The 22,891-nt window shown below is 68.9% G+C and carries 21 protein-coding genes; 14 read left to right on the top strand and 7 right to left on the bottom strand.

Annotation, left to right across the window (positions count from 1 at the left end):
* Positions 1–58: 58 nt before the first annotated feature.
* Both GTW51_RS16810 and GTW51_RS24540 read left to right on the top strand, forming a co-directional pair.
* The gene (locus tag GTW51_RS16810) at positions 59–1,465 is read left to right on the top strand and encodes an RsmB/NOP family class I SAM-dependent RNA methyltransferase (protein ID WP_163045262.1); all 1,407 of its coding nucleotides are present in this window, start codon (positions 59–61) and stop codon (positions 1,463–1,465) included.
* A gap of 166 nt (positions 1,466–1,631) precedes the next feature.
* Positions 1,632–3,317 (top strand): heparinase II/III domain-containing protein, encoded by a 1,686-nt coding sequence (locus tag GTW51_RS24540; protein ID WP_163045197.1) that lies wholly within the window; start codon positions 1,632–1,634, stop codon positions 3,315–3,317.
* Between the two features lie 13 nt (positions 3,318–3,330).
* On the opposite strand, the gene GTW51_RS16800 is transcribed toward GTW51_RS24540, so the two are convergent.
* Positions 3,331–4,221: a LysR family transcriptional regulator gene (locus tag GTW51_RS16800; protein ID WP_163045196.1), complete on the bottom strand. Its 891-nt coding sequence runs from the start codon at positions 4,219–4,221 to the stop codon at positions 3,331–3,333.
* 105 nt (positions 4,222–4,326) lie between these two features.
* On the opposite strand from GTW51_RS16800, the gene GTW51_RS16795 reads away from it, so the two are divergent.
* Together GTW51_RS16795 and GTW51_RS16790 are read left to right on the top strand one after the other, a co-directional pair.
* Positions 4,327–5,043, top strand: coding sequence for an SDR family oxidoreductase (locus GTW51_RS16795; protein ID WP_163045195.1), 717 nt, complete (start codon positions 4,327–4,329; stop codon positions 5,041–5,043).
* A gap of 77 nt (positions 5,044–5,120) precedes the next feature.
* Entirely contained in the window at positions 5,121–5,393 is a 273-nt protein-coding gene (locus GTW51_RS16790; protein WP_425483272.1) for an Atu4866 domain-containing protein, read from the top strand.
* Positions 5,394–5,449: 56 nt separating this feature from the next.
* Here the strand turns inward: GTW51_RS16790 and GTW51_RS16785 are convergent, their stop codons facing one another.
* Positions 5,450–5,755 carry a type II toxin-antitoxin system RelE/ParE family toxin gene (locus tag GTW51_RS16785; RefSeq protein WP_163045193.1) on the bottom strand — a complete coding sequence of 102 codons (306 nt, stop codon included), beginning with the start codon at positions 5,753–5,755 and terminating at the stop codon, positions 5,450–5,452.
* 113 nt (positions 5,756–5,868) lie between these two features.
* On the opposite strand from GTW51_RS16785, the gene GTW51_RS16780 reads away from it, so the two are divergent.
* On the top strand, positions 5,869–6,024 hold the full coding sequence (locus tag GTW51_RS16780; RefSeq protein WP_163045192.1) for a hypothetical protein: 156 nt from the start codon (positions 5,869–5,871) through the stop codon (positions 6,022–6,024).
* A gap of 77 nt (positions 6,025–6,101) precedes the next feature.
* Positions 6,102–7,715 carry a bifunctional phosphoribosylaminoimidazolecarboxamide formyltransferase/IMP cyclohydrolase gene (gene purH / locus GTW51_RS16775; RefSeq protein WP_163045191.1) on the top strand — a complete coding sequence of 538 codons (1,614 nt, stop codon included), beginning with the start codon at positions 6,102–6,104 and terminating at the stop codon, positions 7,713–7,715.
* A 229-nt stretch (positions 7,716–7,944) separates the two neighbouring features.
* On the opposite strand, the gene GTW51_RS16770 is transcribed toward purH, so the two are convergent.
* Complete coding sequence (locus GTW51_RS16770) at positions 7,945–9,363, bottom strand: MFS transporter (protein ID WP_163045190.1); 1,419 nt, start codon at positions 9,361–9,363, stop codon at positions 7,945–7,947.
* Positions 9,364–9,558: 195 nt separating this feature from the next.
* Here GTW51_RS16770 and GTW51_RS24365 point away from each other — a divergent pair, with 195 nt between their 5' ends.
* Positions 9,559–9,684, top strand: coding sequence for a hypothetical protein (locus tag GTW51_RS24365; RefSeq protein ID WP_281354625.1), 126 nt, complete (start codon positions 9,559–9,561; stop codon positions 9,682–9,684).
* 73 nt (positions 9,685–9,757) lie between these two features.
* Here the strand turns inward: GTW51_RS24365 and GTW51_RS16765 are convergent, their stop codons facing one another.
* Positions 9,758–14,707 carry an NAD-glutamate dehydrogenase gene (locus tag GTW51_RS16765; protein ID WP_246233231.1) on the bottom strand — a complete coding sequence of 1,650 codons (4,950 nt, stop codon included), beginning with the start codon at positions 14,705–14,707 and terminating at the stop codon, positions 9,758–9,760.
* Positions 14,708–14,766: 59 nt separating this feature from the next.
* Between GTW51_RS16765 and GTW51_RS16760 the strand changes: the two genes are divergently transcribed.
* A complete protein-coding gene (locus GTW51_RS16760) occupies positions 14,767–15,345 on the top strand; it encodes a peroxidase-related enzyme (protein ID WP_203566142.1) in 579 nt (192 codons plus the stop codon).
* A gap of 31 nt (positions 15,346–15,376) precedes the next feature.
* Here GTW51_RS16760 and GTW51_RS16755 read toward each other — a convergent pair whose 3' ends face one another.
* Genes GTW51_RS16755 through GTW51_RS16745 form a run of 3 tightly spaced genes read right to left on the bottom strand, consistent with a single transcriptional unit; the run spans position 15,377 to position 17,496 of the window.
* Positions 15,377–16,015 carry a TPM domain-containing protein gene (locus GTW51_RS16755; protein ID WP_163045188.1) on the bottom strand — a complete coding sequence of 213 codons (639 nt, stop codon included), beginning with the start codon at positions 16,013–16,015 and terminating at the stop codon, positions 15,377–15,379.
* Positions 16,016–16,813, bottom strand: a complete 798-nt coding sequence (locus GTW51_RS16750) for a TPM domain-containing protein (protein WP_163045260.1) — start codon at positions 16,811–16,813, stop codon at positions 16,016–16,018.
* A 56-nt stretch (positions 16,814–16,869) separates the two neighbouring features.
* Entirely contained in the window at positions 16,870–17,496 is a 627-nt protein-coding gene (locus GTW51_RS16745; RefSeq protein ID WP_163045187.1) for a LemA family protein, read from the bottom strand.
* A gap of 129 nt (positions 17,497–17,625) precedes the next feature.
* Between GTW51_RS16745 and GTW51_RS16740 the strand changes: the two genes are divergently transcribed.
* The 6 genes from GTW51_RS16740 (at position 17,626) to mdh (ending at position 22,878) form a co-directional block, all read left to right on the top strand.
* Positions 17,626–17,883 (top strand): hypothetical protein, encoded by a 258-nt coding sequence (locus tag GTW51_RS16740; protein WP_163045186.1) that lies wholly within the window; start codon positions 17,626–17,628, stop codon positions 17,881–17,883.
* 23 nt (positions 17,884–17,906) lie between these two features.
* Positions 17,907–18,782: a pyridoxal kinase PdxY gene (gene pdxY / locus GTW51_RS16735; RefSeq protein WP_163045259.1), complete on the top strand. Its 876-nt coding sequence runs from the start codon at positions 17,907–17,909 to the stop codon at positions 18,780–18,782.
* A 76-nt stretch (positions 18,783–18,858) separates the two neighbouring features.
* Complete coding sequence (locus GTW51_RS16730) at positions 18,859–19,503, top strand: carbonic anhydrase (protein WP_163045185.1); 645 nt, start codon at positions 18,859–18,861, stop codon at positions 19,501–19,503.
* A gap of 224 nt (positions 19,504–19,727) precedes the next feature.
* Positions 19,728–20,285: a protease inhibitor Inh/omp19 family protein gene (locus GTW51_RS16725; RefSeq protein WP_163045184.1), complete on the top strand. Its 558-nt coding sequence runs from the start codon at positions 19,728–19,730 to the stop codon at positions 20,283–20,285.
* A 122-nt stretch (positions 20,286–20,407) separates the two neighbouring features.
* Entirely contained in the window at positions 20,408–21,616 is a 1,209-nt protein-coding gene (gene zapE, locus GTW51_RS16720; RefSeq protein ID WP_163045183.1) for a cell division protein ZapE, read from the top strand.
* 299 nt (positions 21,617–21,915) lie between these two features.
* The gene (gene mdh, locus GTW51_RS16715; RefSeq protein WP_163045182.1) at positions 21,916–22,878 is read left to right on the top strand and encodes a malate dehydrogenase; all 963 of its coding nucleotides are present in this window, start codon (positions 21,916–21,918) and stop codon (positions 22,876–22,878) included.
* Positions 22,879–22,891 lie beyond the last annotated feature (13 nt).

The raw sequence follows: 22,891 nt of genomic DNA, 5'->3' as shown, positions 1-22,891 counted from the left end.
GAAGTCCCGCCGCGGCGGCAATTTCGACGCCTCCCGCTCGGCACCGCGCAAGCGCCCGCTGCCGGGCAAGCCATCACAGGATCGCGGCGGTAACCACGCCCGCATTCCCGCCGGTCCCGACGGCTTCGTGCCGGACGGCTACTCGGCCGGCGACCGGCCCGGCCTCGGCGCGCGCCTGGTCACTGCCAAGCTCCTGTCGGCGATCGTCGACGCCAAGACCTCGGCCGACGGCCTGCTCGATCCGACCGGCGGCCATCCGGGCCTGCGCGCGCTGGAGCCGCGCGACCAGGGCCTGGTCAAGGCGATCATCCTGACGGCGCTGCGCTTCCGCGGCAAGATCGACCGGGCGCTGGACGCCTGTCTCGACCGGCCGCTGCCACCCAACGCGGCGTCGCTGAAGCATATTCTGCATGTCGGCGCGGCGCAGATCCTCTATCTCAATGTCCCCGATTCGGCCGCAGTCGATCTCGCCGTTGCCGCCGCCAACATCGATTCCCGCAGCCAGCGTTTTGCCGGCATGATCAACGCCGTGCTGCGCCGCCTCTCGCGCGAGAAGGAGGCGCTGGCGGGCATCGGCCAGCCGTCCGACAATGTGCCGGAATGGCTGATGCGCCGGCTGGTCGCGACCTATGGTCCGGAACGCGCGCAGGCGATCGCGCTGGCGCACATGACGCCCGCGCCGCTCGACCTCACCGTCAAGGCCGATGCGGCCGGCTGGGCCGAACGCCTCGGCGGCACCCACCTTGGGCGCTCGACCGTGCGCCTCGGCGAATTCGACGGCGCGGTGACCGGGCTTGCGGGCTTTGCGGAAGGCGACTGGTGGGTACAGGACGCCGCTGCCGCCCTGCCGGCGCAGCTGTTCGGCGATCTGACGGGCCAGCGCGTCGCCGATCTCTGCGCCGCGCCCGGCGGCAAGACCGCCCAGCTGATCCTCGCCGGCGGCAAGGTCACCGCCTTCGACATCAACGCCAACCGGATGAAGCGGCTGAAGGCCAATCTCGAGCGTCTGTCGCTGGAAGCCGAGACGATCGTCGGCGACGTTGCCGCCCATGCGCCGGAGACACCGTTCGACGCGATCCTGCTCGATGCGCCCTGCTCGTCCACCGGTACAATCCGCCGCCATCCCGACGTCGCCTATACCAAGGACCTGGCCGAGATCGAGAAGCTCGCCGGCGTGCAGGCGCGGCTCCTGACTGTTGCCGCCGACATGCTGGCGGTCGGGGGGCGTCTCGTCTTCTCCAATTGCTCGCTCGACCCGCTGGAGGGCGAGGATCTCGTCGAGGCGTTCCTCAAGGCTCGGCCGGATTATGTCCGCGACCCTGTGCAGCCGGAGGAACTACCGGGCTTCGGCTTCGCGGTGACGGAGGCCGGCGATCTGCGCACGACGCCCGAGATGATGGGCGGCGGCGAGGGGGCTGGCGGCGGACTCGACGGGTTCTTTGCCGCGCGGCTGCGTCGCATCTGAGGCGGACTTTCCAGGACTCGCCAGCGGCTTAGCAAAGCCTTTACCATATTGGCAGAAACTTGGCCCCAGAGAGCCGGCGTCCCGGCTTCATCGCCGCAAGGCGAGGAACCCGTGACGCCTGATTGGGGCCACGGGACCGGACACTGTCCGGAGCTGGGAAAAGGACGTGTCGACGAGCCTCGTGGATAGACCGCTGCTGGCGGTCCTGACGCTGCGGGAAGCGTGGCGGCGGGCTCGACGGCGGCTGCGCACCGGGCCGATCCATCGCTGGCGCTTCGCCGGCGGCGTTCCCGACCGGCTGCTGGTGGTACCGCCGAACCTTCGTCACGGCGATCCGGCCGTCGCCGAGGCGATCTATGCCGGACGCTTCCATTTCGCCGGTCAGCTCTTGGAGCCAGGGCGCTCGTCGATCTTCGAGCTGGCGCTGCCGAGCCCGGCCTATGCCGCCGAGCTCAACGGCTTCGACTGGCTGCGCCATCACGCCGAGGCGGGCGACGCGCTGGCTGTCGCCAATGCGCGGACCCTCGTCGACGACTGGATCCGCTTCAAGGGCCGCACGATCGCGGGCCCCGCCTTCGAGCCGGCGGTGACGGCGCGGCGGGTGATCAGCTGGATGACCCATGCCGACCTGCTGCTGACCGACGCCGAACTCGGCTTCTACCGCCGCTTCATGAAGAGCCTGGCCGGCCAGGCCCGCTATTTGCGCTCGATCGCCCAGGAGGCGCCCGACGGGATGCCCCGGCTGACGGTGCGGATTGCCCTGGCCCTGGCCGCGCTCTGCCTGCCGACGCCGAATGCGCGCATCCGCATCGCAGCGCTGCACCTCGCCGACGAGCTCGACCGGCAGATATTCCCCGATGGCGGGCACGTGTCGCGCGATCCCTGCGCCGTCGCGCGCATCCTCGCCGACATGATCCCGCTGCGCCAGACCTTCGTCGGCCAGGGCCAGCCGGTGCCGAAGGGCATCTACACCGCCATCGACCGGATGCTGCCGGCTTTGCGCTTCTTCCGCCATTCGGACGGGTCGCTGGCGCTGTTCAACGGCGCCGGGGCCGGCGACGTCCATCTCCTGTCGGTGCTGCTGCGTTTCGACGAGACGCTCGGCGAGCCGATGTTCCATGCGCGCCAGTCCGGCTACCACCGGCTCGCCGCCGGCCAGACCGTCGTCGTCGCCGATACCGGCTGCCCCCCGCCGCCGGCCTTCTCCGGCGGTGCCCATGCTGGCACGCTGTCCTTCGAGCTGTCGAGCGAGGCAAGCCGCATCGTCGTCAATTGCGGCCGCCCGATCGGCGAGGACGGTGACTGGCGCCGGCTGTCCCGGTCGACCGCGGCGCATTCGACGGTGACCATCGCCGACCAGTCCTCCTCGCGCTTTGCCCGCTCGGAAAGCCTCGACCGCTTCCTCGGCACGCCGCTGGTGCCGGGCCCGACCCATGTCGACTGCGCCGAGACCGGCGACAGCGGCCTCGGCTTCGAGGCGACGCATGACGGCTACGATCGCGGCTTCGGCCTCCTGCACAGCCGCCGCATCGAAGTGTCCCGCGACGGCCGCACCGTGCTCGGCGCGGACCGGTTCCTGCGCGGCGGGGGACACCGCCCGCAGATGATCGCCCGCGACGCGACGGCGAGATTCCATCTCCACCCGTCGGTGGTGGTGGAAAGCGCCGGCGCCGCGATCCGGCTCAGCGTCCGGGACCAGACCTGGCTGTTCCGCTGCGATTCGCACTGCGAGATCGAGGATTCGATCTTCTTCGCCGATGTCGCGGGGGCCCGCCGCACCCTGCAGATCGTCGTGCCGTTCGACGCGCTGTCGCCCGACGGCGTCGCCTGGCGCTTCGACCGCGAACGATAGGCGCGGCCGGGCATCAACGCCCGCGCTGCACATGGTCGATCAACGCGCGCAGCTTCGGCGCGACGTTCCGGCGGCTGGGATAATAGAGATAGAAGCCGGCAAAGTATGGGCTGTACGGCTCGAGGATCGGTATCAGGTCGCCGCGCTCGATCATCGGGCGGAAGCTCTGCTCCATGCCGAAAGTGATGCCGGCGCCGGCGACCGCGAGCTTGATCATCAGTGCCATGTCATTGGTGGTGAAGCGCGGCGGAACCGCCACGCGGAACTCCTTGCCCGCTTCGGCAAACTCCCACCGATAGGGGGCTGCCTTCGGAGACGGCCGCCAGCCGATGCAGTCATGCAAGGCGAGCTCGGCCGGATGTGACGGCACGCCGAAACGATCGCGATAGGACGGCGCGCACACTGCCAGCTGCCGCTCGTCCCCGGCCACCGCGACCGCGATCATGTCCTGCTCGATCACTTCGCCGAGACGCACGCCCGCATCGAAGCCTTCGGCGACGATGTCGAATTCCTCGTCGGTGACGGTGATGTCGAGTGCCACCTCGGGATTGGCGGCGGCGAAGTCCGCGAGAAACGGCCCCGACAGGAAACGCTCGGCGATCGACGAGACGGCGAGGCGCAATCGGCCGCGCGGGCGCCCGGTCTGGAGCGTCGCTTCCTCGAGCGCCGTACGGATGTCGGCGACCGCCGGGGCGATCTCGGCGTGGAGCCGCTGGCCGGCTTCGGTCAGGCTGACGCTGCGCGTCGTGCGCTGGACCAGCGCCACGCCGAGGCTCTCCTCGATGCGGCGGATCGTCTGGCTGACGGCCGAGCGGGTGACGCCCAGCCGATCGGCGGCGGCGCGGAAGTTCCGCTCTTCCGCGACGATGGCGAATACCGAGATTGCATTAAGATCGAGCTGCATTGGTTAGCAGGGCTTTTCAGTCTGGTTAGGAATCATCGGCTTATCGGGACAATGCCACGCGCCTATCCTTCTGACCATCGAAGACGTCACGAAAGGATAATCCCGATGTCCCTCGACAAGACCATCCTGATCACCGGTGCCTCCAGCGGCATTGGCGCTGCCATCGCCAGGGAACTCGGCCTGGCCGGCGCCCGGCTCGCCCTCGGCGCCCGCCGCACCGATCGTCTGGAGGCACTTGCCGAAGAAATCGGCGGCGAGGTCCTGGTGCGCCGCCTCGACGTCACCGATCGCGCCGATGTCGCGGCCTTTGCGGAAGCGGCGCGGGAGCGCTTCGGCCGCGTCGACGTGGTCGTCAACAATGCCGGGGTTATGCCGCTGTCGCCGATGGCGGCACTGAAGGTCGACGAGTGGGACCGGATGGTCGACGTCAACATCAAGGGCGTGCTCTACGGCATCGCCGCCGTGCTTCCGGAAATGACGACGCGGGGCTCCGGCCATATCGTCAACATCGCCTCGATCGGTGCGCTGCGGGTGGTGCCGACGGCCGCCGTCTACTGCGCCACGAAATACGCGGTGCGCGCGATCTCCGAGGGGCTGCGGCAGGAGAACGACCAGATCCGGGTCACCTGCGTGCATCCGGGCGTCGTCGAGAGCGAACTCGCCGACACGATCACCGATCCCGTGACAGCCGAGGCGATGAAGGCCTATCGCACCATCGCCCTCAAGCCGGACGCGATCGCCCGCGCCGTCCGCTACGCCATCGAGCAGCCGGACGATGTCGACGTGAACGAGATCGTGGTGCGACCCACCGCAAGCCGATGAGGCGGTCGTCCTTACTCGCTTTGCCGCTCGTTTCCATCGCCGCGGCATCACTCGTCGCACCGGAGGCTCAGGCCGAGATGACCACACGACAGAATGCACCCGCGGCCTCAACGCAGACCCACCCCTATGTCGGGATGTGGGTGACGGAGGACCGGCATGTCCGCCACGAACTGCTGCCGAACGGGCGCTACGACGAGGCGCGGGGAACCCGCGAAAGCGCCTATCAGGGGCGCTACGAGGTCCGCGGCGATCACATCGACTACTGGGACGACACCGGCTTCACCGCCGACGGCGAGTTCCGCGACGGCGTCCTGTACCATAGCGGCATGGTGTTCCACCGCCAGGAATAGCGCCCCGAACGCAGCGTGGGGTGGGCGATCAATCGTCCGCCCCATCGCTTCACGATCTAGCTGGCGGCGTTGCGCTTTCGGGTGGCGGCGGCCTTCTTCGCCGACTGCGAGCGCTCCTCGGCGGATCGCGAGGCGGCGGCTTCGCCGCCCTTCTTGCCGCCCTTGTGCGCGGCCGGATTGCCGGTCTCCTTGCCGCGGCCGGAGCCGGACTTGTTGCCGCCGCCATCGTCCTTATTGACGGTCGCCCAGGCGCGGCGCTCGGCCTCGTCCTCCGGCACGCCGCGCTTCTCGTAGCCTTCGGCGATGTGATCGGCCTTGCGCTCCTGCTTGTCGGTGTATTTGGACTTGTCGCCCTGGGGCATGGCGTCCTCCTTTGCGCAGTGATCTTTCGCTGAAACGGCCGATGATCGCGGCTGTTCCCGCGAGAGCGGGTCGAAGCCTTTACAGGATCAGGGCACCGCCCCAGCTAGCTGGCATGATCCGAACCCTATCCGTCCTCGCCCTCACCCTGCTGCTCGCCGGCTGCGGCATGAACCGTGCCGTCGGGGTCCTGCCCAACACGCTGGACGATCTCGGTGAACGCTCGGCGCCGATGCGCGGCGACGCGCCGCCGGTCCGGGAGAAGCCGTAAGCTTCGAGGTCGAGGCATTGCCCGGCGGCCGGGCGGCGACTATCAGACGGGCTTCAGCCACGATCACGGGAAGCCGCATGTCCGTCGAAGCCAACGCCACGCCCCTGCCAGACCGCGTCCCGGTCCGCCGCGCTTTGCTCTCGGTCTTCGACAAGACCGGCCTCGTGCCCTTCGCCACGGGTCTCGCCGAGCTCGGCGTCGAGCTGGTCTCGACCGGCGGCACGTTCCGCGCGTTGAGCGCGGCGGGCCTGAAGGTGCGGGACGTCGCCGAGCTGACCGGCTTTCCGGAGATCATGGACGGTCGGGTCAAGACGTTGCACCCCAGCGTGCACGGCGGGCTGCTCGCGATCCGCGACGATGCGGACCATGCGGCGGCGATGGCGGCGCACGGCATCGAGGGCATCGATCTCCTGGCGGTCAATCTCTATCCGTTCGCCGAAACGCTGGCCGGCGGCGCCGACCGTGCGACGATCGTCGAGAATATCGACATCGGCGGCCCGGCGATGATCCGCGCCGGGGCCAAGAACCACGGCTATGTCACCGTTCTGGTCGATCCGGCCGATTACGGCTCGGTGCTCGAGGAACTGCGGCAGGACGCCGGACACACGACACTGTCGCTGCGCAAGCGCCTTGCCATGCAAGCCTTCGGCGCCACCGCGATCTATGACGCTGCCGTCGCCAAATGGTTCGCCGCTGATATCGGTGACATGCCCGCCATCCGCAGCTTCACCGGAACGCTGTCCGAGACCTTGCGCTACGGCGAGAACCCGCACCAGAGCGCCGGCTTCTACAAGACCGGCGAGAGGCGGCCAGGCGTTGCGACGGCGCGGCAGCTGCAGGGCAAGGCGCTGTCCTACAACAACATCAACGACACCGACGCCGCCTTCGAGCTGGTGGCGGAGTTCGATCCCGCCAAAAGCGCCGCCGTCGCGATCATCAAGCACGCCAATCCCTGCGGCGTCGCCGAGGGGACGAGCCTCGTCGAGGCCTACCGCAAGGCGCTCGCCTGCGATCCCGTCTCGGCCTTCGGCGGCATCGTCGCGCTGAACCGCCGGCTCGACCGGCAGGCGGCGGAGGCGATCGTAGAAGTGTTCACCGAGGTCATCATCGCCCCGGAAGCGGACGACGACGCGATCGCGGTCGTGGCGGCGAAGAAGAACCTCCGCCTGCTCATCACGGGCGGCCTGCCCGATCGCAGTGCACCCGGCCTGACGGTGAAGTCGGTTGCCGGCGGCCTGCTCGTCCAGACGCGCGACAACGGCGTCGTCGACGATCTCGACCTGACGGTGGTGACCAAGCGCGCGCCGAGCGCGACCGAACTCGAGGACCTGAAATTCGCCTTCCGGGTCGCCAAGCACGTCAAGTCGAACGCCATCGTCTATGTCCGCGACGGCGCGACCGTCGGGATCGGCGCGGGCCAGATGAGCCGGGTGGATTCGGCCCGGATCGCCGCCCGCAAGGCCGAGGACGCCGCCGAGGCGGCAGGGCTGGCCGAGCCGCTGACGCGCGGGTCGGCGGTGGCGTCAGATGCGTTCTTCCCGTTCGCCGACGGGCTGCTCTCGGCGGTCGCGGCGGGCGCGACGGCAGTGATCCAGCCGGGCGGCTCGATGCGCGACGACGAGGTCATCCGCGCTGCCGACGAGAACGGTATCGCCATGGTGATGACCGGGATGCGGCACTTCCGCCACTGACGCCAGCGTCCCGGGGCCCGGCGAAAGCCTCGCGCAAACCGGCGATGGGACAAAGACCTGTTCCGGTGAGGCCGACCACGGATGGACTGGCGGCCTCGCCGTCGAACACCTTTACCCCGGAGGTGTTCGACCGAGGCACCGACCCCAGTGCCCGGCCCGGGAGGCGACGCTCACCAGCGCCCGCCTTCCCGGCCTCGCGCCGTTCCGGCGGCCCCACTTCCCCTTGCTGTCAGCCTTCCTGCCGCAACGGTCCGCGGATGTTCCAGAGCACCGCAAGGCCGATGGCGAAGAACACGATGATCGCCGACATGCCGATCCGCGACGCCGTCACCGGGTCGGTGAGCGACGCGGCGATCGCCGTCAGCGCGGCGACCGAGGCGGGCGCCAGGAACGACGTCGCCCGGCCGATCAGCGCATAGAAGCCGAAATACCGGCCGGCCTCCTCGGCGGTGACCGACTGCGCCAGCCAGGAGCGCGAGGACGCCTGCACCGGCCCGTAGGCGAGGCCGATCAGCATGCCGTAGACGACGAAGCTCCGCTCGGCGCCGCTGGCGAACAGGCCGCCTTCGGCAACCGGGGCGAAGGTCAGCAATCCGAACAGGGTGAAACCGGGGGCGGTCGAGGCGATGCAGATCGTCGCGACGACCAGGCAGACGATCGACATGACCACGACGCCCTTCGAGCCGAGCTTTGCGTCGAGGACGCTGGCGAGGAGGCAGCCGGCAATGGCCGCGACGTTGATGATGATGCCGAAGAGACCGCTTTCGGTCAGCGACCAGCCGAACATGCCGGCAGCGAACGCGCCGCCGAGGATCAGCAGGCCGTTGACGCCGTCCTGATAGAACATCCGCGCCAAAAGAAAGCGGAAGAGATCCGGCCTCGAGCGAATCTCGCGGAAGGTCGCCTTGAGGTCCTTGATCCCGTCGCGCGCGGCGGCGCCGATCGGCCGCTCCGGCTTGCGGTCCGGGGTGAGGAAGAACATCGGCAGGACGAAGACGAGGTACCACAGCGCCGCGAGCGGGCCGGTGGCGCGGGCGCCTTCGCCGAGCGCCGGATCCAGCCCGAACAGCGGCTGGAGGCCGAGCAGGGTGAGGCCGGTCTCGGTCGAGCCGGCAAGGAAGGCGAGGGTGAACATCAAGAAGATGATGCCGCCGGCATAGCCGAGGCCCCAGGCGATGTTCGAGACGCGGCCGATCGAGCGGACATGGATGAGGCGCGGGATCATCGCGTCGTTGAAGACGATCGAGAATTCCGCCGAGATCTGCGCAAGAACGATCAGCAGCGCCACCAGCACCAGCGGCGAGCCGGGCGCGGCGAACCACAACAGCGCCAGCGCGGTGACCTGGACGACGCCAAAGGCGGCGATCCAGGGCTTGCGAGGACCGGCCCGGTCGGCGACGGCGCCGAGCAGCGGGCAGAGCAGCGCGATGAACAGGCCGGCGACCGTCGCGGCGGCACTCCACCAGAACTGGCCGGTGGCGGGATCGGGTGCCAGCTGGGAGACGAAATAGGGGCCGAAGACGAAGGTGATGATGACGGTGAACAGCGGTTGCGCTGCGAAGTCGAAGGTCATCCAGGCCCAGACGCCAGGGCGCCGCAGCGGCGTCCGGTAAGGGGGCCCGTCGCGGTCGATCGTTGCGTCGGCCATGCTCGTGTCGCTCCTCGCCCCCGAAAAATACGGGAGCGTCATTCATGGACCCGATGGTGCCCGCGACAGGCTCTACGTCCCGCCGCGTCCATGAGCAAGCACGGCTTGTCGTCAGGCTTAAGGCGGAGGCTGCACGGCGGGCTGGCCCTATGCTATCGAGAGCCTTGGATCGATCATGATCTGGAGGATATCGCCATGGCCAAGGGTCAGATGCGCAGCAACAAGGAAGTCCGCAAACCCAAAGCGGACAAGAAGGTGGCACCGGTTCCGTCGACCGTGCCGGGCAAGTTCGCCGCAAAGAGCGACGACAAGAAGAAATAGTCCGGGGTGCGGCCCCGCATTCCCGCAGGAACAGGCGACTTCGGCCCGAGGGCTGATGTCGCCTGTCGTCGTTCTAGGTGGCGAGATCCGCCAGCAGACCTGCGGCGACGGTGAGCCGTGCGACGGACGTCTCGCCCGACCCCGCCAGGGCGGCGATCTGCGTGCTGATTCGATCGGCGGAGTCCTTGCGGCTGGCGGCCCAGGCCGCCGCCGGGTCGTCGGCATCGCGATGCGACCCGAGCGCGTCGGCAGTCAGGCGCCGCCTTGCGCTGGCGATCTCGCTGCCCGCCCGGTCGAGGGCCAGCATCTCGTAGTAGTCCGCGGTCTCGATGCCGAACATCGCTGCCTCGAGCCGGCCGATCTGGAACAGGTCGGTGAGGGCGAAATAGCAGGCGATGGTGCGCTCCAGCGGCGCTCCTGTTTCACGTGAGACAGCGGCGATGTCCGGCACCAGCGCGACCAGCGGCAGCGCCGCAATGTCGGCGGCAAGCGCCTCGGGCACGTCCTTTTCAACCCATTGCGCTGCGCGGCGGCCGGCTTCCTGGCGCGCGGCGTCGGTGGCCAGATCGAGCAGCCCCGGGCGCAGCCGCGCGAGCGCCTCGCGGCTGTCGACGATGGCCGGGGTGAGGCCGCCCTCGAACCGCTCGTTGCGGACGAACCAGCGCGTGGTGCGGATCAGGAACCGCCGGATCTCGGCATAGAGCGCGTTCTGGACGTCGCCATGCAGCCGGCCGTCCAGCGCATCCACCCGCTCGTAGAGCGAGCGCACGTCGAGCCCGTCCTTGGCGGCGACGAAAGCCCGCACCACGTCCGACGGCGAGGCGCCGGTCGCCTCCCGCAGCATCGTGCCGAAGGTCGGTCCGGTGCGGTTGACCATCTCGTTGGCGAGCACCGTCGCGACGATCTCGCGGGCCAGCCGGTGGCCCTTGATGTCGCGGGCGAAGTCGCGGCGCATCGGCACCGGGAAATAGTCGATCAGCCGGTCTTCGAGATAGGGATCGTCCGGGAGCGAGCCGGCGACCAGCTGGTCGAACAGCGTGATCTTGGCGTAGGCCAGCAGGACGCCGATCTCCGGCCGCGACAGGCCGCTGCCGGCGCCGCGGAGATCGGCGATCGCAGCGTCGTTTGGCAGCGTCTCGACGGTGCGATCGAGCGCGCCCGCCGCTTCCAGGATGGTCATGAAACGCGCCTGCAGCGCCAGCGCCGAGACGCCCAGCCGCTGTTCCAGCGAGATCGCGAGCGTCTGCTCGTAATTGTTGGCAAGCACGAGTTCGGCGACCTCGTCGGTCATCGAGGAAAGCAGCGTGTCGCGATCGGGACGCGACAGCCGTCCCTCCGACATCGGGCCCTTCAGCGCGACCTTGATGTTGACCTCAACGTCGGAGGTATTCACCCCGGCTGAATTGTCGATGGCGTCGGAATTGATCCGGCCGCCGGCGCGGGCGAACTCGATGCGGCCCTTCTGGGTGACGCCGAGATTGGCCCCTTCGCCGACGACCTTCGCCCGCAGGTCGAGCCCGGTGACGCGCAGGCCGTCATTGGCGCGGTCGCCGACATCGGCGTTGGTCTCGGCCGAGGAGCGGACATAGGTGCCGATGCCGCCGAACCAGAGGAGGTCGGCCGGTGCCTTGAGGATCGCGGTGATGACCTCGGCCGGCGTGCCCTGGCGGCGGTCCCAGCCGATCGCAGCGGCGGCCTCGTCCGAGAGCCTGATCAGCTTCTCGCGCCGCGAGAAGACGCCGCCGCCGGCCGAGAGCCTGGCCCGGTCGTAATCGGCCCAGGAGGAACGGGGCAGCGCGAACAACCGCTGGCGTTCCTCGAAGGATGTCGCCGGGTCGGGTTCCGGGTCGATGAAGATGTCGCGATGGTCGAAGGCGGCGATCAGCTTCGTCTCGCGCGACAGGAGCATGCCGTTGCCGAAGACGTCGCCCGACATGTCGCCGCAGCCGACGACGGTGAAGGGCTCCGCCTGGATGTCGCGGCCGAGTTCGCGAAAATGCCGTTTCACCGCTTCCCAGGCACCGCGGGCGGTGATGCCCATCGCCTTGTGGTCGTAGCCAGCGGAGCCGCCGGAGGCGAAGGCATCGTCGAGCCAGAAATCCACAGACTGGGCAATGGCGTTGGCGGTGTCGGAAAAGGTCGCGGTGCCCTTGTCGGCGGCGACGACGAAATACGGATCGTCGCCGTCGTAGCGCTTGATCATCGCCGGCGCCGAAACAGCGTCGCCGACGATGTTGTCGGTGACCGACAGCAGGGAGGCGATGAAGACGACATAGGCCGACCGGCCGGCGGCGAACCAGGCGTCGCGATCGGAGGAGTCGGGAAGCTTCTTGGGATAGAATCCGCCCTTGGCGCCGACCGGGACGATGACGGCGTTCTTGACCTGCTGGGCCTTCACGAGGCCGAGCACTTCGGTGCGGTAGTCCTGCGCCCGGTCGGACCAGCGCAGGCCACCGCGCGCCACCTTGCCGAAGCGCAGATGCACCCCTTCCACCCGTGCGTCGAAGACGAAGATCTCGCGGAACGGGACCGGTGCCGGCAAGCCTTCGACGGCGGCGGAATCGAGCTTGAAGGCGAGGGCCGGATCGACGTGGCCGGGCTCGGAATCGCCGGCGTCGGAGATGCCGTCTACGGCATAGAAATTGGTCCGCAGCGTTGCAAGGATCACGCCGAGGAAGCGCCGCACGATGCGGTCGTCGTCGATCGAATCGACGTCGTCCAGCGCCTCGATGATGGCGGCGTGGACATCGCCGGCGCCGCGCGCCTCGGCGTTGCGGGCGCTGCGCCGTTCCGGCTCGGCGAGCGTGTCGTCCTCCGGGCCGGGCGCCGTGTCGGATGCCGCTTCGCGGGACGGATCGAAGGCGGTCTCGAAGAGCTGCCAGAGCAGCCGGGCGATGGCCGGCTGGCGCAGCAGCGCCTCGGCCAGATAATCCTGCGAGTAGGAGAGCCCCGCCTGCCGCAGGTATCGCGCATAGGCGCGCAGCACGTTGGCCTGGCGAAAGCCGAGCCCGGCCTCCAGCACCAGCGCGTTGAAGCCGTCATTCTCGATCCGGCCGGCGCTGACCGCGGCGAAGGTCGCTTCCAGCGGGCGTCCGGCAGCATCCAGCTCGATGGCGCCGCCACGCCGGCGCACGAGGTCCATGTCGTGCAGATGGACGATCTCGCCGTCGGGGCGGACGATCCGGAAGGTCCGCTCGGAGACGACGCCGAACCCCATGTTCTCGAGGATCGGCACCCGCGTCGACAGGGAGACCGCCCGTCCGAGGTGATAGATCTTCAGGCGCAGCAGTTCCGCCGGATCGCCGTCGCGGCGGTAGAAATCCATCTGCAGCGCCTGGCCCGGCTGCAGGTTCTGGATGATCTCGGCATCGCCGACCGCCTCGGCAGGCGCGATCACGTCGCGATAGCTGTCCGGCAGGCCGGGCGCGACGGTCGCCAGATCGGCCGGCCGGCCGGCGCTGGCGAGGGCAGCCGTGAAGGCATCGTCCCAGTTCTTCGCCATCTCGACGATACGGGCCTCGAGGCGCGCCGGATCGACGTCCGGCGTCTTGCCGTCGATGCGGCCGATGATGATGTGGACGCGGGCGAGCGGCCCTTCCGGGAAGGCCGGGTAGTAGGCCGAGACATGCCCGTCATAGGCCTCGGCGAGCAGCGTCCCGATTCGCTCGCGCAGGCGCGAATCGTAGCGGTCGCGCGGCACGAAGACGATCACCGAGACGAAGCGGTCGAAGCGGTCGACGCGCGGCAGGATCCGCACCCGCGGCCTTTCGCCGAGCTCGACGATGGTGGCCGCGAACTCTTCCAGCAGCTCCACGTCGATCTGGAAGACCTCGTCGCGCGGATAGGATTCCAGCGCGTTGAGCAGCGCCTTGCCGGAATGCGAGCCGGGGCGGAAGCCGGAGCGGGCGATCACCGTCTCGGCCTTGAGGCGCAGATACGGGATGGTCAGGATCGACTGCGTATAGGCGCTGGAGGCGAACAGGCCGACGATACGGACCTCGCCGGCGAAGCGGCCTGCCTCGTCGTATTCCTTGATGCCGACGTAATCCATGTAGGCCCGCCGGTGCACCCGCGAGCGGGCGTTGGCCTTGGTGACGATCAGCGGCGTCGGCGCCTCGAGGAAGGCGCGGATCTCCGGCGTCGTCGTCAGCGGCCGGGTGGCGCGGCCGAGAATGCGCACGTCTGGATCGGCGAGGATTCCGAGCCCGTCTTCCGAGCGGCGGGCCAGCGCCTCGCCGCCCGCTTCGGCAAGATAGTCGTATTCGCGGCAGCCGAGGAAGATGAAATTGTCGTCGCGCAGCCATTCGAGCAGCGCCGTCGATTCGGCGATGAGCGTCCGCTCCCGGTCATCGGGAAGGCTTTCGGCCCGACGCCGCAGCGCTTCCACAGCGACGGTGACGCGCTCGCGCATCGCGCCGAAATCGGTGTTGGCCTGGCGCACCTCGGTCAGGATGCCTTCGAGCGAAGCCTTCAACGCGGGCGCTGCCTCGCGCTCGCCGAGCGGCTCGACGGCGAACTGGATCAGGCTGGTTCGCAAGGCCGACCCGGAGCCGGGGTCGCTCGGGTGGGTGACGGAAAAGCTCTCCAGGTCGCCGTCCGAGCCGCGCCGGACGTCGAGTACCGGGTGGGAGATGTAGTTGATGCCGGGCGACTTCTCGACGATTTCGGCGGTGACGGAATCGAACAGGAAGACCATGTCGTCGCTGACCACGGTGATCAGGTCCTGGGCGTCGTCGCCGCGGGTAAAGCCGGGGGGTCGCTCGATGCGCACGATGGTCCGGCCGGGGCGGTGCGCATCGAGGGCGGCGGCGGCGGCGGCCGCGGCGGCCGCGAGGGCTTCCGGCGAAAAGGCCGCGAGATCGTCGGCGGGCGGGCGCGCAAACAGCAGGGGGGCGAGTGTCGCGGCTTGGCTGCCCTCCCCGGCCGCGGCCACCACCGCCGTCAGAATCTCCGCCTTGCCGATATCGCGATGGTTCATGGTCAGCCCCTGCCGGTCGCCCTCGTAGCCTGCGCGACCTATCATAGGGGAGTGCGCCCAATGTTCGACGGCAGGATGACGATCGCGGCGCCCGGGGAGGCAGGATGGACGATCAGGAACCACGGCCGGTGACGGCGCTCGCGCTGATGCCGGAGGCGCCGCTCTCGGAGCGGACGGAGACATATTTCGCCAAATGCGTCGAGAAGCTCGGCCTCGTGCCGAACGTGCTCCGCGCCTACGCGTTCGACGAAGCCAAGCTCGATGCCTTCTCGACCTTCTACAACGAGCTGATGCTGGCGCCGGGCGAGCTCTCCAAGCTCGATCGCGAGATCATCGCGGTGGTCGTCTCGGCGATCAACCACTGCCATTACTGCCTGACGGCGCACGGCGCGTCGGTGCGCCAGCTCTCGGGCGATCCCGGCTTCGGCGAGGCGGTCGCCCAGAACTGGCGGGCCGCCGGGCTCGATGCGCAGCGCACGGCGATGCTCGACTTCGTCGTCAAGCTGACCGAGCGGCCGGACACGATCGTCGAGGCGGACAGGCAGGCGCTGCGCGACGCGGGCTACAGCGACCGGGCGATCTTCGACATCGCGTCGGTGGCGGCCTTCTTCGCCATGTCGAACCGCGTCGCCGCGGCCACCGACATGCGCCCGAACGCCGAATACCATTCGATGGCGCGGTAGCTGGACGTCAGATGCCGGCACTGGACGAGTTTCAGATCTCGACCAGCCTATCGGGAATCTCGTTCGGGTTGCGGTGGTCGCCCGGGAAATGCTCGGTGAGGATCGCGCCGGCGGCGGTGATCGCCGCGATATAGCCTTCCGCCAGCCGATCGGCCTTCGCCGCCTCGATCAGCCTTGCCACGATCGTGTCCCAAGCTTCCTGCGGCACCTTCGCCGCGATCCCGGCATCGGCAAGAACCTCGGCATAATGCTCGGCCTCCGACACGAAGATCAGGATCCCGGTCCGCCCCTTGGTCGAATGAAGGTTGTGGGCGAAGAACTGCGCCAGCGCGGTGCGGTGCGCCCGTTCCTCGGCGATGCTCTGCGGCACGAAGGCGAGGCGCAGGCGCGGCACCGCGGCGAAGAGCACCAGCAGCAACGCCGTTGCCGCCACCTGGCTCAGCACGAGAGCCAGCGCGGAGATGGCGAAGCCTGCCAGCGGCGCCAGCAGGACGGCGACGAGCGCCGCCAGCAGCGACAGGCCGAGCGCGACCGTCGCCGGGACGAAGACATAGGCGTCGCTGGACCGCGCGAACACGGCGTAGATCTCGCCGGTGGTTCCCGCCTCGGCGGCGCGGATGGCGTCGGTGATGCGGGCGTGGTCGGCCGGCGTGAAGGTCAATTGCGCCATCTACCAGCTCCCCGAGGATCCGCCGCCGCCGAACGAGCCGCCGCCGCCGGAGAATCCGCCACCACCGCTGCCGCCAAAGCCGCCGCCACCGAAGCCGCCGGCGCCCATGCCGGATCCGGCACCCATCGCCCAGGTCATGCCGAGCCAGCGATAGCGGTTCTTGCCGACCTTGCGGCCGCGCATCCGCGCCAGGCGCGTCATCAGGAACATGCCGATGACGAAGACCCAGACGCCGAAGAAGAACAGCGAGAACAGCCCTTCGGCGACGTCCTCCTCGCTCCAGTTCTGGTTGCGCTCGGCCCGCGCCTCCAGCTCGGCGGCGTCGCCGGAGAGGACCTGCAGGATGCCGTCGACGCCGGCGGTGATGCCGCCGGGGTAATCGCCGGCGCGAAAGGCCGGCAGGACGTCGTTCTGGATGATCAGGCTCGACAGCGCATCGGTGAGCGTGCCTTCGAGCCCGTAGCCGACCTCGATCCGCACTTCGCGGTCGTCGCGGCTGACGAGGAAGACGACTCCGTTGTCCTCGCCCGCCTGGCCGATCGCCCATTGCCGGGCGAGCCGGTTGGCGTAGTCGGCGATCTCGAAGCCCTGGAGATCCGGGACGGTGACGACCACGACCTGGTCGCTGGACGTCGTCTCGAAGGCGGCGAGCCGCTCGGTCAGCGCCGCCTCGGCCGCCGGGTCGAGCAGATCGGCGGTGTCGACCACCCGGCCGGTAAGGGCCGGGAACTCCTGCGCGCCGGCCGGAAGGGCCAGCAACACCAAAAGGGCGAGCGTCGCCAGCCGAGCGACCGCCATCCGGCCCGCCGCAGCTATCGTCATCGCTCGCACGGTACGCCCGATCCGCCCGGCCATCAGTTGCCGAAATTGACCGTTGGCGGGGTCTCGGATCCCGCAGTGGCTGTGAAGGGCTGCATCGGCTCGGCATCGGAATAGAAGATGGCGGCGATCCAGCGGCCCGGGATGGTACGCAGCTCGGTGTTGTAGACCCGCACCGCCTCGATATAGTCGCGGCGGGCCACAGAGATGCGGTTCTCGGTGCCTTCCAGCTGGCTCTGCAGCGCGAGGAAGTTCTGGTTCGACCGCAGTTCCGGATAGGCCTCGACGGTGACGAGCAGGCGCGACAGCGCGCCGGAGAGCTCGTCCTGCGCCGCCTGGAACTGCTGCACGGCGGCCGGGTCGGTCAACTGGTCGGCATTGATCTGCGTCTGGGTGGCTCTTGCACGCGCCTCGACCACCGCGGTCAGCACCTCGCGCTCCTGCTCGGCAAAGCCCTTCACCGTCTCGACGAGATTGGGGATCAGGTCGCTGCGGCGCTGGTACTGGTTCTCGACCTGTGCCCACGCGGCCCGCGCCTGCTCCTGGTAGGTGGGGATGGCGTTGATCCCGCACGCCGAAAGCAGCGGCACGAGGAGCATCAGGGCGAGGCCCGTCAGGAGGGCCCGGGCGCCGGACGGTCGGGCGCGGTCGGCAATCTGCATGGTGGTCTCCGGTAGGCTGGGGCAGCGGGGCCCGTTGCGCGGCACTCTAGCCCATCGGTTCACGATCCAGAAGCCGAACATCGCGGCGGGCAGTTGCCCTCGGCGGGCTTTTCGGACACTGCTTCTGTCATGACACGCCATCATGACGACGATGCACGCCAGCGCGAGGCCAAGGCCATTCTCGACCGGGTCCGCCAGGAGACGGAGCCGCAGGTCGGGGCGCATACCGAGGCGATGCTGACGCGGACGCGGGAACATTTCATGGCCGGCGACGCCGACCAAAACGACCGGATCGAGGTCATCGGGACGCGGATCGGCCGGCTGGCCGGCGTCGTCGGGTTCGTCGTCCTCTCCCTGCTGCTTGCTTCCCAGCTCTTCGGCGACTGAGCCCCGTGTCGACAGCCGAACCCATGCATCAGGGCGACCGCCCGGCGGTGATCTCGATCTCCAGCCACGTGGCGCGCGGCACGGTGGGCAATCGCGCCGTGGTCTTCGCGCTGGAATCGCTCGGCTTCCCGGTCTGGTCGGTGCCGACGGTGACGCTGCCCTGGCATGCCGGCCACGGCAAGGCGACGCGGATCGTGCCGCCGCCGGGCGATTTCGCCGCCCTGGTCGACGACCTCGCCGGCTCGCCCTGGCTCGGCGAAGTGGGCGCCATCATCACCGGCTATTTCGGCGATGCCACGCAGGTGGAACCGGCGGCTCGGCTGGTCGAGGCGGTCAAGCGCGTCAATCCGAAGGCGATCTATCTCTGCGATCCGGTGGTCGGCGACGAGGGCCGGCTCTACCAGCCGCAGGCGACCCTGGAGGCCATCCGCGACCGGCTGATCCCGCTTGCCGACATCGCGACGCCGAACCGCTTCGAGCTGGAGCTGCTCTGCGGCCTCGAGCTTGCCGACAACGCCCATCTCGCCGAGGCGGCGAGCGCGCTCGGGCCGGAGAAGCTGCTGGTGACCTCGGCCTTTCCGATGCTGCGCGGCGGCATCGGCAACCTGCTCGTCCACGACTTCACCGCGCTGCTCGCCGAGCATCGCTCGATCGAGGATGCCCCGCATGGTCTCGGCGACCTGACGGCGGCGGTGTTTCTCGCCCGCATCCTCTCCGGCCTCGGCTCGGAGAAGGCGCTGCAGACGACGACTGCAACGGTGTTCGAGATCCTGGCGCGGACCCGCAAGCGCGGTGCCGACGAGCTGACGGTGGAGATCGACGCCGACAGCCTGCGCCATCCGATGGCGATGGTGCAGATGCGCCGCCTCGCCTTTCCCGGCGGCAACCGGCGGGCCTGAGGACCGGCGCGGCCATGGTGCCCGACCGCGCTGATCCCGATTGATCGCGCCGCAGCAAAACGCTACTGGTCTCGCCATGACGCGCTTTCTTCCCGAGCACCTTCTCACCGGCTACCAGAGCTTCCTCGACAAGCGGCTGCCGTCCGAACGGCAGCGCCTGCGACAGCTCGCCGAATCCGGCCAGCAGCCGAAGACCATGGTCATCGCCTGCTGCGACTCCCGCACGGCGCCGGAAATCATCTTCGACACCGCGCCCGGCGAGATCTTCGTCGTACGCAATGTCGCCAATCTGGTGCCGCCCTACGAGCCGGACGGCGAGTATCATGCGACGTCGGCAGCGCTGGAATTCGCCATACACGCGCTGAAGGTCGAGCACATCGTCGTGCTCGGCCATGGCGGCTGCGGCGGCATCCATGCGGCGCTCTCGCCCTCGGCCGAGCCGCTGTCGCCCGGCGACTTCATCGGCAAGTGGATGAGCCTGCTCGATCCGGTGGCGCGCGCCGTCGGCTCGAACGACCACATGACCGATCTCGAGCGCCATGCCGCGCTGGAGCGCATCGCCATCCGCTATTCGATCGCCAACCTGCGGACCTTCCCGCCGATCGTCGCGCTGGAGAGCGAGGGAAAGCTGTCGCTGCACGGCGCCTGGGTCGACATTGCCCGCGGCGAATTGTGGGCGATGGATCCCGAGACCGGCGATTTCATGCGGCCGCTCGAGTAATTGCGCGAGACGGTTGGGCCGGCCTGTCAAGCACGCCCACCGCGATTTTGCCGCCCGGCTCACCGGTTTTTCGTGGATTGACGGTCACAATCGCTGGCCTGCGTCGCATTTTGGCACAGTTGAGCCTTGCGATGAGGGGCCGGCGCCCGCTTTATGGCCGGGAACGGTTCAGGGCAGGCAGCCCGGACCCGCAATTGACGGACCATGTCCCGGGGGAATGTGCGATGACGCGATCGATGAAGACCGGAGTGGCGCTGGCCGCGCTCCTCGTGGCGGCGGGCTGCTCGCGCTCGATGCCGACGATGGATACCAGCATGCCGAGCGGGCCGAGCTCGCTGACGCCGGCGCCGACCGGCCAGGTGGCCAGCAACCAGCTGCCGCCGCCACCGCCGCCGCCGCCGCCGAGCATGAGCGACATGAATGCCCCGACGGACACGGCAGCGGCCGAGCAGCCTGGCGCACCCGCGGGTGGCACGCAGGTCGCCTCGGTCGGTAGCGGCCAGCCGCTGACGCGCGGCGAGGTGCTCGGCGCCTACCGCGTCACCACGACGGGGGGCAACTGCCAGATCATCCTGTCGCTGACGCAGTGGACCGGCGGCTATCGCGCGGCTTCGCGCGGCTGCCCCGGCACGGTCGCCGACGTCTCCGCCTGGGACGTGTCGGGCAGCCAGGTCGTCCTGAAGGATTCCGGCGGCACGACGGTCGCCAATCTGAACTCGGCCGGCGGCGCCCGCTACGAGGGCACCACCACCAGCGGTCAGCAGATCAGCCTCTACCGCTAAGGCGGCAGAAGCCGGCCGCGCCTGGCGCGGCCGGTTCGATGGTGGCGATCCCCGATCCGGTGAGCCTTTCCGCATGGCGGGCGACCGACGTATTTATCCTACTGTTGTGATCTGGAGTTTCGATGGCGAGCCCCGTCACGCGTGAGCCGGCCCAGGCCCGCGGGCCTGTCCGCTCCGCTCTCGACCGCCTGATCGCCGCCGGCGAGATCGAGGCCGATCCGGCGCAGCGCCGGCTGGCCGACCATTTGGATCGGCTCGACCGAGTCCTGTCCGCCGCGACCGTCGCCTCCAAGCAGAGCGCACTCGGTTGGCTGTTCGGCAAGTCGCGGCCGACGGAGCCGATCAAGGGGCTCTACATCTACGGCGATGTCGGCCGCGGCAAGACCATGCTGATGGACATGTTCTTCCGCCAGAGCTCGGTGGCGTCGAAGCGCCGGGTGCATTTCCACGATTTCATGGGCGACGTGCATGCCCGCATCGGCATGCATCGCGAGGCGGTGAAGGCCGGGACCGCCAAGGGCGACGACCCGATCCCGCCGGTGGCGGCCGACATCGCCCGCGCGGCGCGGCTGCTCTGCTTCGACGAATTCTCCGTCACCGACATTGCCGACGCGATGATCCTGTCGCGGCTGTTCAAGGCGCTGTTCGAGGCCGGCGTCATCCTTGTCGCCACCTCCAACGTCGCCCCTGACGACCTTTACCGGGACGGGCTCAACCGGCCGCTGTTCCTGCCATTCGTCGCCATGCTCAAGGCCAACACCGACATCGTCGAACTGGCCGGCGCCGAGGATTATCGGCTCGCGGCGATCGGCAGCGACGACTGCTACGTCACGCCGCTGGGGCCGGAGGCGGCGGCGCGGATGGACGCCGCCTGGGCGGCTTTGCTCGCCGGCACGAAGGAAGGCACGGCGTCGCTCTCGGTGAAGGGCCGGACGGTCGCCGTGCCGCGGGCCGGCGGCGGGGCGGCGCGCTTTACCTACGCCAATCTGCTCGGACGCCCGCTCGGTGCGCAGGACTTCCTCGCCATCGCCCGGCGCTTCCACACGGTGATGATCGAAGACGTGCCGGTGATGGGCGAGGCCGAGCGCAACGAGGCCAAGCGCTTCATCATGCTGGTCGATGCGCTGTACGATGCCGGGCGGCGTCTGGTGATGTCTGCCGACGCGCCGGCCGAAGCGCTGTTTCGCGGCGCCAACGGCACCGAGGCCTTCGAGTTCGATCGCACCGCCTCGCGGCTGATCGAGATGCGCTCGGACGATTACCTGGGGCGATCGAACGCCGGACCGGCGGTCGATCTGGCCTCTCGGACGGGTGCCACGGGAACCGTCTGACCCGCGCGACGGAGCTGCGCATTGAAACAAATGCCAGTTCCGACTTACTCTTACGTAAGTCCCGAGTAATACAACCGGTTGAAATTGCTGGCCTTGCTTTCAGCAGTTGCACGAACCCGCCAGTCGGTCTATTGCCTCGATCCCAACGGCGGCACCGTTGCGGCTTTCCTTCATCCCGCGCTCGACGCGCGAGAGACGGACCCATCGGCGCGAGACCGTCATGGGACGACGCTTCGAGCGCGTCGTCGGGAGTCATCGGCGCGCCGGCCATCCATCGCGCGCAGCAGGAGGGAATGGCGTTGGCACGTAACAAGATCGCACTCATCGGTTCCGGCATGATCGGCGGCACGCTCGCCCATCTGGCGAGCCTCAAGGAACTGGGCGACATCGTCCTGTTCGACATCGCCGAGGGCACGCCGCAGGGCAAGGCGCTCGACATCGCCCAGTCCGGCCCGGTCGAGGGCTTCGACGCACATCTGTCCGGCGTCAACGACTATGCCGGCATCGAGGGCGCGGATGTCTGCATCGTCACCGCCGGTGTGCCACGCAAGCCCGGCATGAGCCGCGACGATCTGCTCGGCATCAATCTGAAGGTCATGGAACAGGTCGGCGCCGGCATCGCCAAATATGCCCCCGACGCCTTCGTGATCTGCATCACCAACCCGCTCGACGCGATGGTCTGGGCGCTGCAGAAATTCTCTGGCCTGCCCAAGGCGAAGGTCGTCGGCATGGCCGGCGTGCTCGACTCCGGCCGCTTCCGGACCTTCCTCGCCGACGAGTTCAAGGTCTCGGTCGAGGACGTCACCGCCTTCGTGCTCGGCGGCCACGGCGACACGATGGTGCCGCTGACGCGCTATTCGACGGTCGCCGGCATCCCGCTCACCGACCTCGTCAAGATGGGCTGGTGCTCTCAGGAGCGACTCGACGAGATCGTCCAGCGCACCCGCGACGGCGGCGCCGAGATCGTCGGCCTCCTGAAGACCGGCTCGGCCTATTACGCCCCGGCGGCCTCCGCGATCGAGATGGCCGAGAGCTACCTGAAGGACAAGAAGCGCGTCCTGCCCTGCGCGGCGAACCTTTCCGGCCAGTACGGCCAGCGCGACATGTATGTCGGCGTGCCCTGCGTCATCGGCGCCGACGGCGTCGAGCGGATCATCGAGATCGACCTCGAGGGCGACGAGAAGGCGCAGTTCGAGAAATCGGTCGGCTCCGTGCGCGGCCTGATGGAAGCCTGCCAGGCGATCGCGCCGAACCTGAAATAATCCCCGAGGGGCC

Source organism: Aurantimonas aggregata, assembly GCF_010500835.1.
GTDB lineage: Bacteria > Pseudomonadota > Alphaproteobacteria > Rhizobiales > Rhizobiaceae > Aurantimonas > Aurantimonas aggregata.
This window is presented reverse-complemented; position numbering and strand designations above follow the sequence as displayed.